The sequence below is a fragment of the Microbacterium testaceum genome (assembly GCF_001476285.1).
GTDB lineage: Bacteria > Actinomycetota > Actinomycetes > Actinomycetales > Microbacteriaceae > Microbacterium > Microbacterium testaceum_B.
Genome location: NZ_LDRU01000007.1, coordinates 18,783 through 32,203, shown reverse-complemented (window position 1 = coordinate 32,203; position 13,421 = coordinate 18,783). Strand labels below are relative to the sequence as shown.

Below are 13,421 nucleotides of genomic sequence, written 5' to 3'. Positions count from 1 at the left end.
ATCTACTACAGCATCAGCGGAGGCACCCTCACACCCCTCGCCAGCAACGCCAAAGACGGATCCCTCTACGCCTGCGCCTCCAGCAGCGGCTTCGCATTCATCAAGTCGGCCTCGTGCTCGTAAGTCACCTCAATCACGAGGCACTCTCCTGCAACGTGGTCATCGATACATCATGAACTCGAACCACCACGAGGATCGCTCATCCTGAGGATGACGCACGGACGCACGCTGAAGGAGAAGGCGTGGGTCCGTGCGTCATCGGCTCAGTACCGCCAACACGAGGTGGATCAGCCGACCCCGACGGCCCCCTCCGCAACCAACGCCCGCTCCGCAATAACCCGCGCGTACGCCAGACCCGAATCCTTCACGGTCCGCTCCTGCGTCGCGTAATCGACGAAGATGATGCCGAACCGCTTCTCGTAGCCCCACGCCCACTCGAAGTTGTCCATCAGCGACCAGTAGAAGTAGCCGCGTACGTCGACGCCCTGGTCGACGGCATCCAGAACCGCTCCGAGGTGCGCCTCGACGAACTCGACGCGGTCGGTGTCGTGGACGTGCGCCTCGCCGTCCTCGACGACGAGCTCGTCGTCGTAGGCCGCACCGTTCTCGGTGACGTAGAGGGCGACACCCGCCTGCGCGCTGTACTCCTCGCTGACGTGCACCAGCAGGCGAGTGAGCCCCTCGGGCTGCACCTCCCAGCCCATGTTCGTGCGCGGAAGTCCACGGTCGTGCCAGAAGAGGTTCTGGTGCGCGGGGAACGGCGACGAGATCGGCCGCTCGGTCGGAGCATCGCCCGCGGGCGGATTGACGACGGGAGGAGTGCCCCCGACGAACTCGCCGTGGTAGTAGTTCACGCCGAGGGTGTCGATCGGCGTCGAGATGACGTCGAGGTCGCCCGGCTGCACCGCTGCCTGCCACCGAGACACAGCCTCGGCGTCGGTGTCGCGGAAGTCCTTGATGATGTCGGCGGGGTACTCGGCGCGGAACACCGGCTCGAGGAACCAGCGGTTGAACTGACCGTCGATGCGGCGCGCGGCGTCGACGTCGCTCGGGTTCGTCGGGTCGACGGCATCCGCCACCGTGAGGTTCAGCGTGAGTCCGAGGTTCAACGACGAGTCGCGCGCGCGGAGCTCGCGGACGGTCTGACCGTGACCGAGCAGCAGGTGGTGGGCGGCGAGCATGCCCTCGGCCTGCGAATAGTGCCCGGGGGCGTGCGCGCCCGCGGTGTAGCTGAGGAACGACGAGCACCAGGGCTCGTTGAGCGTCGTCCACACGTTGACCCGGTCGCCCAGGGCGTCGTGCATGTCGAGCGCGTACTCGGTGAAGAGATCGCTCGTCTCGCGGACCGTCCAGCCGCCGCGGTCCTGCAGGGCCTGGGGAAGATCCCAGTGGTACAGGGTCAGCCACGGGAGGATGCCGGCATCCAGGAGCTCGTCGACGAGGCGCTTGTAGAAGTCGACGCCCTTCGGGTTCAGCGCGCCGCCGTCGGGGCGCACGCGCGACCAGGACGTCGAGAAGCGGTACGTCTGCAGGCCGAGGCTCTTCATGAGCTGCACGTCGCCCGCGTAGCGGTGGTAGTGGTCGCACGCGACGTCGCCGTTGTCGGCGTTGATCACCGCGTTCGGGACGCGGCTGAACGCGTCCCAGATCGAGGCGGTACGACCGTCTTCGAAGGCGGCTCCTTCGATCTGGTAGGCCGCGGTCGCGGCTCCGAAGAGGAAGCCCTCGGGAAAGGCTCGGGTTGCGGACATGGTTCGGGTTCCTTCCGTGGGCGCGAGGGTCATCCCTTCACCGCCCCTTGCATGATGCCACTGACCAGTTGCTTGCCCGCGAACACGAACAGCAGCAGGAGCGGAACCGTCGAAAGCAGCACACCCGCGAGCACGACCGAGTAGTCGACGAAGTAGTTCGACTGCAGCAGCGACAGGGCCACCGGCAGCGTCGGGTTCTGGCGGTCGAGCACGATGAACGGCCAGAAGAAGTTGTTCCACGCGGTGACGAACGTGAACAGACCCAGCATCGCCGCGGCGGGGCGAGCGGCCGGGACGCCCACGGTGAGGAACGTGCGGAACGAGCTCGCTCCGTCGACGCGGGCAGCCTCGATCAGCTCGTCGGGCACGGCCTGGCGCAGGTACTGCGTCATCCAGAAGACACCGAAGGCGCTGGTGAGCGCCGGCACGATGATCGCGCCGATCTGCCCCGTCCACCCGATCTCGCTGAACAGGATGTAGAGCGGAACGACGCCGAGCTGCGTGGGCACGGCCATCGTCGCGACGACGAACACCAGCAGCCACGGACCGCCGCGGAAGCGCAGCTTCGCGAAGGCCCAACCCGCGAGGGTCGAGAAGAAGACGACGGATGCCGCGATCAAGGCCGAGCTGAAGATGGAGTTCCACAGGCCCGTCCAGAAGTTGACGGCCGGGTTGTTCAGCACCGCGGCGGCGTTCGTGAAGAAGTTGCCGCCCGGGATCCACGACAGCTCGGTGTTGCGGATCGTGGACGAGTCGCCCGAGCCGATCAGCAGCGCCCAGTAGTAGGGCACGATCGCCGCGAGCAGGACGACGCCGAGGCTGGCGTAGACGAACCAGCCGGGACGCGAGCCCCGCACGGCGCGGGGCCGGCGGACCCGGGACTGGCGCTGTGGCGGCTTCGGGTCTGCGGCCGCGGTGACGGGAGAGGTGTCGATGACGCTCATGACCGTGCGCCCTTTCCGGTGGATTCGGCGGCGAGGCGCTGCTTCGCGGCACGCGAGGCGGCACGGCGCTGAGCGCGGGTGAGGCCGTCGCGGGCGCCCTCGTCACGCACGAGCGAGCGGCTGATGAAGAGGTTGACCGCCCCGATGACGAGGATGATGAGGAAGAGGATCCACGCGAGCGCGGCCGCCCGACCGAAGTTCCACTCGCCCCACCCGAGCTTGTAGAGGTAGAGCGAGATCGTCAGCCACTGGTTGTTGGACCCGCCGGTGCCGCCCTGGTCGAACATGCGCGGCTCGTCGAAGATCTGCAGGCCGCCGATGGTCGACGTGATGACGACGAAGATGAGGGTCGGCTTGAGGCTCGGCAGCGTGATCGAGAAGAACTGACGGACCTTGCCCGCGCCGTCGACCGTGGCCGCCTCGTAGTACTCGCGCGGGACGGCCTGCATGGCGGCGAGCAGGATGAGGGTGTTGTAGCCGGTCCAGCGGAAGTTGACCATCGTCGCGATGGCGATGTGGCTGGCGAAGGTGTCGGAGTGCCATCCCACCCCGGGCAGGCCGATGCGGCCGAGCAGGGTGTTCACGATGCCGTACTGGTCGCCGAACATGTTGCTGAAGATCAGCGCGACGGCGACGGGGGCCATGACGTACGGGACGAGGACGCCCATCCGCCACAGGGTCTTCGCCCGGATGTTCTGGTCGAGCATCGCCGCGATGAAGACCGCGAGAATCAGCTGCGGCACGGTCGACAGCACGAAGATGCTGAAGGTGTTGCGTAGGGCGTCCCAGAACGCGGGCTGCGAGAGCACGTAGGCGTACTGGTCGAAGCCGACGAAGGTGCCCGAGCCGCGGATCTGGTCCCAGTCCATGAACGAGATGACGCCCGTGTACAGGATCGGGAAGAGGCCCGTGACGATGAAGAGGATGAAGAACGGGGAGATGTAGAGGTACGGGGAAAGCTTCAGATCCCAGGCGCTGAGCTTCGAGCCGAACCCGACGCGTCGGGGCGTGCGAGCGGGGGGACCGTCGGGGGCGGATGCCGCGGGGTTCGCGGGCGGCTGCAGTGTGGTGGTCATGGGTTTCCTTCCGGGGGTACGGGCCGGGCGCACACGGCGCCCGGCCCGCGACGTCCGACGTCAGCCGATGGCATCCACCTGAGAGACCCACTGGTCCCACGAGGTCTGGGCGTCCTGCGTGTTCTGATCGACGCGGAGGAGCGCCTTCGACATCGCGTCGTTCACCTGGAAGTAGTACTGGCCCTTGAACGGGGTCACCGACACGGCGTTCGCGCGGTTGGTGAAGATCTCACCGATCGCCGCGTCGCCGAAGTAGGCGTTCTTCGCACCGAGGAGCTCGGGCGACTTCAGAGCGTCGACCTGGCTCGGGAAGGTGCCCGCCTGCTCGAAGAACTTGACCTGCTGCTCGGGCGAGGTCAGCCAGTCGGCCAGGGCCTGCGCCTCGGCGACGTGCGCGCCGTTGGCGGGGACGGTCAGGTACGAACCGCCCCAGTTGCCTCCGCCGTTGGGGAAGACGTCGGCGATCTTCCAGCCCGAGACCTCGGGAGCGTTGCCCTCGATCTGCGTCAGCATCCAGCCGGGGCAGGAGAGCGTCGCGAACGCGCCGTTCGCCATGCCCGCGTACCAGTCGGTCGACCACTGCTCGAAGTGCGCCGACTGCGTCTTGCTGGCGTCGAGGGTCTCGGTGTAGATCTTCTTGACCTCGGGGTTGGTCGTGGCGGTGATCTCCCCGGTGTCGGGGTCCTCGTACGCGGCTTCGACCTGGTTGATCATGCCCTGGTACACGCTGCTGGCGGAGTCGAAGAACGGCTTGCCGGTGGCGGCGACGTACTTGTCGCCCATCTCGAAGTACTTGGACCAGTCGCCCTGAAGGGCGGCGGCGACCTCGGTGGGGTCGGAGGGAAGGCCCGCGGCCTCGAACAGGTCGGCGCGATAGCAGATGGCCTCGGGGCCGATGTCGGTGCCATAGCCGATGAGGTTGCCGGAGGAGTCGGTCGCGGCCTTCGACTTCCAGTCGAGCCAGCGATCCTTCAGGTCGTCGGGCACCGGCGCCAGCAGGTCGGAGTACTTCATGACCTCGGGCAGCCAGTCGACCTCGATGGCCTCGATGTCGGCCAGGCCGCTCTTGCCGAGCTTCTGGAAGTAGTTGGCGCGGGCGTCGTTCGACTTGGCCGCGCGGTTGTGCACGATCTTCACGTTCGGGTGCTCGGCGGTGTAGGCGTTCAGCAGCTCGTCGGTGTAGCCGAAGTCGTTGAACGTCGCGACGGTGAGGGTGATCTCCTCGTCGCTGCTGCCGGCGGCAGCGCCCCCGCCGCCGGAGCAACCGGCCAGCACGAGGGCAGAGGTGGAGGCGACGGACGCCGCCAGGGCGACGCGGCGCAGGGCGCGTGATTTCACAGGACACTCCTTTGTGGTGGATGCGAACCGACGGAGTGATCAGCCCCCGGCCTCACGTGTGGGAGCGCTCTCATCGATTTCGACGAGAGTATGGGATCGCTCCCACAACGTCAAGAGAGCGCTCCCACATCGTTACGCGCCGCGCTGTCCCGCAAGGAGCCTCGCGAGACTTCATTGCGCTGACAAACCCACTGCAGCCTGCAATGGAGATGTCAGCGGGATGCTGTCTCGCGGCCAGATCACCGAGACCCCGTCCGCGACCGCGGCAGCCGGGGCGCCCTGCGTAGAATGGGGGGCACAACCCCACCGACTTCTGGAGCTGCTGTGCCCACCATCGTCGTTGACGTCATGCCCAAGGCCGAGCTTCTCGACCCGCAGGGGAAGGCCGTCGCCGGCGCCCTGTCGCGTCTGGGCGAGCACCGCTTCTCCGACGTCCGCATCGGCAAGCGCTTCGAGCTCACCGTCGAGGGCGAGGTCGACGAGGCCACGCTCGCCCGCGCGCGCGAGCTCGCCGACGAGATGCTCTCGAACGCCGTGATCGAAGACGTCGTCAACATCGAGGTCGTGGAGTGACCGCCCGCATCGGGGTCATCACCTTCCCCGGTTCGCTCGACGACCGCGACGCCCAGCGCGCGATCCGTCTCGCGGGCGCCGAGCCGGTTGCACTCTGGCACGGCGAGCACGACCTGAAGGGCGTCGACGCCCTCGTCCTGCCCGGCGGTTTCAGCTACGGCGACTACCTGCGCGCGGGAGCCATCGCCGCGTTCGCACCGATCATGGCCGAGGTGAAAGACGCCGCAAACAAGGGCATGCCCGTGCTCGGCATCTGCAACGGCTTCCAGATGCTCGTCGAGGCGCACCTGCTCCCGGGCGGTCTCATCCGCAACGCCCACCAGCAGTTCATCCGCCGCGACCAGCGCCTGCGCGTCGAGAACGCCTCGACCGCGTGGACGAGCGACTTCTCCGAGGGCGACGAGATCGTCATCCCCCTCAAGAACGCCGACGGCGGCTACATCGCGGATGCCGAGACCCTGGCCCGCGTGAACGGTGAAGGTCTCGTCGCCTTCCGGTACCTGGGCGTGAACCCCAACGGGTCGCTCGACGACATCGCCGGTCTGACGAACGAGCGCGGCAACGTGGTCGGTCTCATGCCGCACCCCGAGCACGCGGTCGAGCCGGGCTTCGGTCCGGGAACCTCCGCCGCCATGCGCTCCGGTGTCGACGGGCTCGGCTTCTTCACCTCGGCGATCTCCGCCGTGGTCTCCGCCGCAGCCTGAGCTTCCGGCCGGCCGTACCGCGCGATCGGCGGCTGCGCCGACAGTGCATGCGGAATTTCACCCGCGCCACTATCGTTCTCCATACCCGCGTCCCGATTTCGCGCTTCCCGACCTCCCCATCGAGCCCGTGGATGGGGAGCCCGACGCCTTTCCCCGCGCGCCCGGGCGGAGAGAGGATGTGCCGATCGTGGAGGTGCCCGAAGGCGGCGACGCCCTCCGCGCGGCTTCGGTGCAGACGCTCCTGCGCCTCGAGCCCGGACACGGTCAGCCGACCGCGCGCCATCTGACCCTTCTCGCCGAGGTCGATCCGGGGCCCGCACCGGCCGTCTGGACCGACGCGCGCGCCGGCGTCCTCGCCAGTATCCTGGCCGCCCGAGCGCGGCGCGATGCCCTCGCGGACGGCTTGGCTCTGCCGCAACGCTACTTCGAGGACGGACGCCTGACGCGTCCGGCGTCGATGTCGGCCAGCACGCGTTCCCGCCTGTACGCGAGCGTGAGCGAGTACTGCTCAGCCACCGGGTGGCCGCAGATCGCGGCCCGATACGCGGCCGAGTCGCTGCTGTTCGCCGAGACCGATGCGCAGCGGTACCGGGCCCACAGCGTGCATGCCCTAGCCCTCGCCCTCAACGCGGAGTACATCGCGGCCGCTGCGGCGATCGAGCGGGCCCATGCCCTTTTCACGGCGCACGGCTGGCACGATGACGACCTCTCGCACTGCCTCTGCCTCGGCGAAGCGATGCTCGCCCTCACTCGCGCCGACGTCGGGCGCCTCCGCGAACTGGCCGACGCGCTGCAGAGAACGCCGTCCGATCAGCCGTACTGGAATTTCGGTGCGGCGGTGATGCGTGTCGCCGCGCACTTCTTCGATCGCGACCTCGCGGCCGGCCTCGCCGAGAGTCGCCGACTGCTCCACGCCTCCGACCGGGCTCGGAGCCCGCGGTTGCAGCGCGACCTCCTGCTCGGGATGCATGCCGACATGCTCGCCCTGCATGGCGAGTTCGACGAAGCGCTGGCCGTGCTCGCGACGGGGGTCACCCAGCCCGGCCATGCCGTGTGCTTCCCGATGCAGCGGGCGGCGACCCTTCTGCTGACGGGGAGAGAGCGCGAGGTGATCGAGTCGACGAACGCCTGCGTCGCGATGCACGATGAGCACTGCCTGCGCACCCTCACGCCCCTCCTCACCCGCCGCGCCGTCGCCTTCCTCCGCCTGGGCCACCCCCGTCGCGCCACGCAGAGCATGGAGTCGGCCATCGAGCTGATCTCGCGGACGGGGGGATCGCTCATGCCGTTCCTGATGATCCCGAGCGCCGACGCGGCGCGACTGCTCGACCTGGTGGCCGACGAGCGCGGCGACCTCGTCGAGACCATCACCGCGATGCGCGCCGCCCTCCCCGCGCTCGCGGCACGCCAGTCGATGTCGCCCGCGCTCTCGCCGCTCAGCCCCGCGGAGCGCGAGCTCGCGACCCTCCTGCGGACGGATCAGACCACCGCGGAGATCGCTCGCGCGCGCGGGGTATCGGTGAACACCGTCAAGTCGCAGATGCGGTCGATCTACAGCAAGCTCGGGGTCTCGCGGCGCGAGGAAGCGGTGGCGATCCTCGACGTGCACTCGGACTGAGGCCGTCCGTCGGATCCACGCGGGACCGCACCCCGGGGCGCTTGATCGCGCTCGCCCCGGATCGCGCCCTGACGATGATGTGGAGAGCGCCTCCGCCCGACTGTCGGGCGTATTCTCGCAAGGGGATCGCTCCCGGGGGCGGTGGTTCCGACCCTCGCCCGCGGCCCCAGAGCCGCGATCGATCGTCGCTCACAGGGGCGCTCTTCGTACCGCGGTCGCGCACGCTGTGTCCATGCGCCCGTGTTCGCCTCCGGAGGGCCTCATGAGCGAACCCGAAAGCTCGACCGATCCCGGCACCGCTCTGCGGGCGGCCGCGGCGCACACCGTGCTGCGCCTCGAGCCCGGGCACGGCCAACCGCTCGCGCGCCACCTGGCGCTGCTCGCCGAGGCGGAGCCCGGCCCTCCTCCGCTGCTGTGGACCGACGCCCGCGCCATGATGCTCTCGGCGATGCTCGTCGCCCGCGCGCGCCACGATGCGCTCGGCGAGGGGCTCGACCTCGTCTCGCGCTACTTCGACACCGGCCGCCTCACGCGCCCCGCCGCCCTCTCGGAACCGGTCCGGTCGGGGCTGTTCGCGAGCGTCGCGGAGTACTGCGCCGCCGTGGGGTGGCCCCAGCTCGGCGGGCATTACGCGGCTGAGGCGTTGATGTTCGCGGAAACCCCCGGGCAGAGGTATCGCGCTCTCGGCACGCAAACGCTCAATCTGGGGCTGAACGCCGAATACCTCGCGGCCGCGGAGGCCGCCGACCAGGCCCGACGCCTCTTCCGAGAGCAGCAGTGGAACGTCGAGGATGTCTCACACTGCCTGCTACTGGGTGAAGGATTCGTCGCCGCGAGCCGAGCCGACAGCGTTCGACTGTTCGAGATCGCCGATGAGCTGGACCGAACGCAGCCCGACAACCCGTACCTGAACTTCAGCGCGGGCATGACGCGCGTTGCCGCCCGCTTCATCGCGGGTGAGATCACCGAGGGACTCGCCAAGAGCCGGGAACTGCTGCACAGTTCGAGCCGAGCGCGAAGCTTCCGCATCGTGCGGGGCCTCCTGCTCGGGCTTCATTCCGACATGCTCACCGCGCTCGGCGAGTTCGACGAGGCCCTTGCCGTGCTCGAGAACGCCGTCAGCGCCCCCGGACACGCGGTCTGCTTTCCGATGCAGCGAGCACGGGTCTTGCTGCAGATGGGACGCGAACGCGAGGTCATAGACAGCACGAACGTGTGCGTCACCCTGCACGACGAGCACTGTCTGCGCACTCTGACGCAGATCCTCACGCTGCGAGCCGTGGCCTTCCTCCGGCTGGGAGGCGAGAAGCGGGCCGTGCACAGCATGGTCGCTGCGGTCCGCCTCATCGAGCGAACGGGCGGCTCGATGATGCCGTTCCTCATGATCCCGTTCTCCGACACCGACCGCCTCCTCGACCTGGTGGCCCATCACACCCCCGATCTGGCTCCCACCGTCGCCGCGACGCGACAGATCCTGCCCCGCGTCGCCGCCCCCTCCACCTCCGCCGACGCCCTCTCCGCCCTCACGGCGACGGAGCGCGAGCTCGCCCACCTCCTGACCTCGAGCCTGAGCCTGGCCGAGATCGCGCGCGTCCGAAGCGTGTCGATGAACACCGTGAAGTCTCAGGTCCGCTCGATCTACGGCAAGCTGGGGGTGTCCAGCCGCGAAGAGGCCGTCGGGATCCTGCGGGGTTCTCCGACGTGAGCCGCCGCTCGACACGAACGAGGAGCCCATGGCAACGACCGATCAGGATGCCGTCATCGACCGGATCCTGGCTCTGTGGAGCGGCGACCTCGAGACGCTTCCGTCCGAGCCGCGGCTGGCTGAGCTGACCGGTGCCAGCCGCGCGTCGGTCCGCGAGGCGCTCGTGCGGCTCGAGGAGCGCGGATACGTGCACCGCACGCAGGGCACCCGCACCACGCCGAATCGCCGACTCCCCCACGTGGGGCGTCGGATCGACGAGCAGTTCGACCATTCGCTCTCGATCCGCGCGGCCGGGTACGAGCCGCGGCTCGAGGTCGCGGCATCCGACGTCCGGGTTCTTCTGCCCGGCGACCCGCACCGCTACGACGACCTGCCCGACGGCACGCGCGTCTTCCGAACCGTGAAGGTCTGGAGCGTCGACGGGACGCCCTACGCCCTCGCGGAAGACCTCGTGCCCCTCGTTCGCGACGTCGACCTCGACCCGCATCGACCCGTGTTCGAGCTGGCCGAGGAAGCCAATGGCATCCATGTCGCGTGGGAGACGCTCTGGGTCGACGCGGTCGCGCTCGATGCCGCGCGCGCGGAGCTGCTGTCGACGGAGCCCGGCGTGCCCGTGGTCGAGATGACGTACTGCGGCTACGGCACGGGCGACACGGTCGGGTATTGGTCGCGCGAGGTGCAGGTCGCGGCGCCGGCGGGACTGCGCAACGCGTTGATCCGGCGCGTGCGCCACGAGCGAGGCGTTTCGGGGTCGTAACGAGGTCGTAAACGTGTCAGACAAGAAAGGATCAAACTTGTCTGACAGGTATAGCTTCGTGGCATGACCGAGACCCTCACCCCGCACGCCCTCGCCGCAGAGACCGTCACCGCCGAGAGCTTCGCCCCGTTCGGCGTCATCCTCACGCCGATGGCCGACGGCACGCCCTTCACGTCCGAGGAGGCCGTCCTCGACGTCTCGGGTGGCATCCCGCGCTTCTACTTGATGTCACTCGACGACAAGAAGCCCGAGTTCGTGCGCGTCACGCGTCACCTCGAGACGACCCAGACGCTCATGGCGGTCGGCGACGTCGAGTGGACGATCGCCGTCGCACCCAAGGGCATCGATGAGCCGACGCTCGACGACCTGCGCGCGTTCCGCATCCCGCCGCGCACCGCGATCACGATGCTCAAGGGCACGTGGCACGCGGGCCCGTTCTTCGACGAGTCGAGCATGGACTTCGTCAACCTCGAACTCGACGACACCAACGTCACCGACCACCACAACTTCCGACTCGACGACGCGTACGGCGTGCGAGTCGTCGTCGAGTGAACGCGCTCGAACCGCGCCCCGACGCAGCCGCCCGTCTGGCCGCCCTCGAGCGCGAAGCGGCGCACCAGGAGCGACTGAGCGCCGGCGAGGAGCGGGCGTGGGTCGGCGAAAGCGACGGCGAGCACCCGGTCGTCATCGTCGGCGCGGGCCAAGCCGGGCTCGTGCTCGCGCGCGGACTCCGGCGACGCGGGATCGACGACGTCGTCGTGATCGACGCCGCCCCGGTCGACGCCACCGGGCCGTGGACGACCTACGCGCGCATGCACACGCTGCGCACCCCCAAAGACATCGCCTGGCCCACCTGGGGCGTTCCCGCGGTGAGCCCTCGCGCCTGGTTCGAAGCCGTCTACGGCGAGGACGCGTGGGACGCCATCACGTTCTTCCCCACCGTCGCGTGGCAGGGGTTCTTGCAGTGGTACCGGGTCGTCTCGGGGATCGAGGTGGTCGGGTCCACCCGCGTCGGCGCGATCCGCCCGACCGAGCCCGACGGTCCGCTGCGGATGCACCTCGACGGACCCGACGGCTCGTGGGTACTGCTGGCCCGCCACGTGGTTCTCGCCACGGGTATCGAGGGGGCGGGCGGACGTCATATCCCGGCGCTCCTCGGTGGCATCCCGTCCGAGCGCGTGCACCACACGCACGACGACATCGACTTCGCGGCTCTCGCCGGCCTTCGCATCGGCATCCTGGGCGCGGGAACGGGGGCGTTCGACAACGCCGCGACCGCGCTCGAGCACGGCGCGGCGTCTGTCGACGTGCACATGCGGCGCCCCGCCATGCCGCAGGTCAGCCCGTACCGCTGGATGGAGTTCGCCGGCCTCATCGAGAACTACGGTTCGTTCACCGACGAGCAGAAGTGGGCGTTCAACGTCCACCTCTCGGCCGTCGACCAGCCCGCGACGCAGAACGCGATCTGGCGCGCACACGCCTTCGATTGCTTCCGATTCCTCACCGCTTCGCCGTGGCAGAGCGTCGAGTGGGACGGCAGCGACATCGTCGTGACGACGCCGCTCGGCATCCATCGCTATGACGTCGTCTTCGCCGCGACGGGGATCGTCGCCGACCTGGCTCGACGCCCGGAGCTCTCGACGGTGGCCGCGGATGCCACCCTCTGGAGCGATCGCCTCAGCCCCGAGGCCGCGGCGCAGAACCCGGGACTCGCCGCGTTCCCCTACCTCGACGACGACTTCGGCCTCGTGGACCGGCACGGAGGGGAAGCGCTGTCGCGCATCCACCTGTTCAACCACGGCGCGCGGATCAGCCAGGGAATGCTGAGCCATCAGATCCCGGGACTCGTGGGCGGGGCGACGAAGCTCGCCGCCGCGCTCTCGCGGCGTCTGTTCGCCCAGCGTTCCGACCGGTTGCTGGCCGAGTATCTCGCCTACGACGTGCCCGTGGGCGTGCAGATCGGCCGCCGCGCGCAACCCGCCTCCACGGGCGAGACGCCGGCGGTAGCGTTCTCGGGATGACGACCGCGACCCCCCTCACCGTGTCCGTGCCCACCGCCCAGCTCCGCGATGACCTCGGCGAGCTCCCCGACGGCGTCGAGGTGGTGATCTGGGACATGAAGGATGCCGCCCCGCGTGAGCGTTTCGACATGGTGGTGCCGCCGTACATGTCGATGGACGGGGTCATCGAGGCCCTCTCGAGCGTCGAGGTCGGGCTCGTCCAGAGCCAGTCGATCGGCTACGACAACGTCGAAGGACGCCTGCCAGAGGGGATCGTGTACGCGAACGCGTCGTCGGTGCACGAGACCGCGACGGCAGAGCTCGCCGTGGCGCTCGCCCTGGCCGCGCAGCGTCGCCTGCCCGAGTTCGTGCGCGCGCAGGACCGCGGCGAATGGATCGGCGGAGGTGCACCCGGCCTCGCCGACCGTCGTGTAACGCTCCTCGGTTTCGGGGGCGTCGGTCGGGCGATCGCCGCACGCCTGAAGCCGTTCGAGGTCGAGCTGCGCGCGGTCGCCTCGCACGGACGCCTGCAGGACGACGTCGAGGTCTCCCCGATCGGTGAGCTGGCCGAGGTGCTCGCCGGCACCGACATCCTCATCGCGTCGCTCCCCGGCGGCGACGCGACCCGGCACATCATCGACGACGCGGCGCTGTCGGCGCTCCCCGACGGAGCGCTCGTCGTCAACGTCGGACGCGGTCCGCTCGTCGACACCGACGCCCTGGTCGACCATGTGCGACGCGGCCGCATCCGCGCGGCGCTCGACGTGACCGACCCCGAACCGTTGCCGGCCGGGCACCCGCTGTGGAGCCTCGAGGGCGCCCTCGTCGTCCCGCACGTGGGAGGAGCGACGGATGCCATGCGCCCCCGCATCGCTCGCCTCGTGCGTCGGCAGATCGACCGCCTCCGCGCCGGCGAGGAGCCGCTGAACGTGGTCCTCGGCGGCTGACGCCCCGC

12 protein-coding genes are annotated in these 13,421 nt (G+C 69.2%); 8 read left to right on the top strand and 4 right to left on the bottom strand.

Annotation, left to right across the window (positions count from 1 at the left end):
* Positions 1 to 287: 287 nt before the first annotated feature.
* From NS283_RS01975 to NS283_RS01960, 4 genes are read right to left on the bottom strand one after another with little or no spacing between them, the layout of a single operon-like run.
* Entirely contained in the window at positions 288 to 1,751 is a 1,464-nt protein-coding gene (locus tag NS283_RS01975; protein WP_058595206.1) for a GH1 family beta-glucosidase, read from the bottom strand.
* A 29-nt stretch (positions 1,752 to 1,780) separates the two neighbouring features.
* Complete coding sequence (locus tag NS283_RS01970) at positions 1,781 to 2,695, bottom strand: carbohydrate ABC transporter permease (protein ID WP_058595205.1); 915 nt, start codon at positions 2,693 to 2,695, stop codon at positions 1,781 to 1,783.
* Positions 2,692 to 3,771: a carbohydrate ABC transporter permease gene (locus NS283_RS01965; protein WP_058595204.1), complete on the bottom strand. Its 1,080-nt coding sequence runs from the start codon at positions 3,769 to 3,771 to the stop codon at positions 2,692 to 2,694. The genes NS283_RS01970 and NS283_RS01965 overlap by 4 nt, the downstream gene beginning before the upstream one ends.
* Positions 3,772 to 3,831: 60 nt before the next feature.
* The gene (locus NS283_RS01960; RefSeq protein ID WP_058595203.1) at positions 3,832 to 5,109 is read right to left on the bottom strand and encodes an ABC transporter substrate-binding protein; all 1,278 of its coding nucleotides are present in this window, start codon (positions 5,107 to 5,109) and stop codon (positions 3,832 to 3,834) included.
* Positions 5,110 to 5,433: 324 nt separating this feature from the next.
* On the opposite strand from NS283_RS01960, the gene purS reads away from it, so the two are divergent.
* From purS to NS283_RS01920, 8 genes are all read left to right on the top strand, one after another.
* Complete coding sequence (gene purS, locus NS283_RS01955; protein WP_056225673.1) at positions 5,434 to 5,682, top strand: phosphoribosylformylglycinamidine synthase subunit PurS; 249 nt, start codon at positions 5,434 to 5,436, stop codon at positions 5,680 to 5,682.
* Positions 5,679 to 6,386, top strand: coding sequence for a phosphoribosylformylglycinamidine synthase subunit PurQ (gene purQ, locus NS283_RS01950; RefSeq protein WP_058595202.1), 708 nt, complete (start codon positions 5,679 to 5,681; stop codon positions 6,384 to 6,386). Before purS ends, purQ begins: the two co-directional genes overlap by 4 nt.
* Before the next feature lie 187 nt (positions 6,387 to 6,573).
* The gene (locus NS283_RS01945) at positions 6,574 to 8,004 is read left to right on the top strand and encodes a helix-turn-helix transcriptional regulator (RefSeq protein ID WP_153003258.1); all 1,431 of its coding nucleotides are present in this window, start codon (positions 6,574 to 6,576) and stop codon (positions 8,002 to 8,004) included.
* Positions 8,005 to 8,266: 262 nt separating this feature from the next.
* Complete coding sequence (locus tag NS283_RS19145; RefSeq protein WP_058595200.1) at positions 8,267 to 9,709, top strand: response regulator transcription factor; 1,443 nt, start codon at positions 8,267 to 8,269, stop codon at positions 9,707 to 9,709.
* Positions 9,710 to 9,737: 28 nt separating this feature from the next.
* Positions 9,738 to 10,466, top strand: coding sequence for a GntR family transcriptional regulator (locus NS283_RS01935; RefSeq protein ID WP_058595199.1), 729 nt, complete (start codon positions 9,738 to 9,740; stop codon positions 10,464 to 10,466).
* 63 nt (positions 10,467 to 10,529) lie between these two features.
* The gene (locus tag NS283_RS01930) at positions 10,530 to 11,018 is read left to right on the top strand and encodes an ureidoglycolate lyase (protein ID WP_058595198.1); all 489 of its coding nucleotides are present in this window, start codon (positions 10,530 to 10,532) and stop codon (positions 11,016 to 11,018) included.
* A complete protein-coding gene (locus NS283_RS01925; protein ID WP_058595197.1) occupies positions 11,015 to 12,487 on the top strand; it encodes an FAD-dependent oxidoreductase in 1,473 nt (490 codons plus the stop codon). The genes NS283_RS01930 and NS283_RS01925 overlap by 4 nt, the downstream gene beginning before the upstream one ends.
* Positions 12,484 to 13,413, top strand: a complete 930-nt coding sequence (locus NS283_RS01920) for an NAD(P)-dependent oxidoreductase (protein ID WP_058595196.1) — start codon at positions 12,484 to 12,486, stop codon at positions 13,411 to 13,413. The genes NS283_RS01925 and NS283_RS01920 overlap by 4 nt, the downstream gene beginning before the upstream one ends.
* Positions 13,414 to 13,421 lie beyond the last annotated feature (8 nt).

Excerpts from the sequence above, each read along its gene's own strand:
- NS283_RS01975 (WP_058595206.1), bottom strand. The coding sequence starts at position 1,751 with ATGTCCGCAACCCGAGCCTTTCCCGAGGGCTTCCTCTTCGGAGCCGCG.
- NS283_RS01970 (WP_058595205.1), bottom strand. The coding sequence starts at position 2,695 with ATGAGCGTCATCGACACCTCTCCCGTCACCGCGGCCGCAGACCCGAAG.
- NS283_RS01965 (WP_058595204.1), bottom strand. The coding sequence starts at position 3,771 with ATGACCACCACACTGCAGCCGCCCGCGAACCCCGCGGCATCCGCCCCC.
- NS283_RS19145 (WP_058595200.1), top strand. The coding sequence starts at position 8,267 with ATGAGCGAACCCGAAAGCTCGACCGATCCCGGCACCGCTCTGCGGGCG.
- NS283_RS01935 (WP_058595199.1), top strand. The coding sequence starts at position 9,738 with ATGGCAACGACCGATCAGGATGCCGTCATCGACCGGATCCTGGCTCTG.
- NS283_RS01930 (WP_058595198.1), top strand. The coding sequence starts at position 10,530 with ATGACCGAGACCCTCACCCCGCACGCCCTCGCCGCAGAGACCGTCACC.
- NS283_RS01920 (WP_058595196.1), top strand. The coding sequence starts at position 12,484 with ATGACGACCGCGACCCCCCTCACCGTGTCCGTGCCCACCGCCCAGCTC.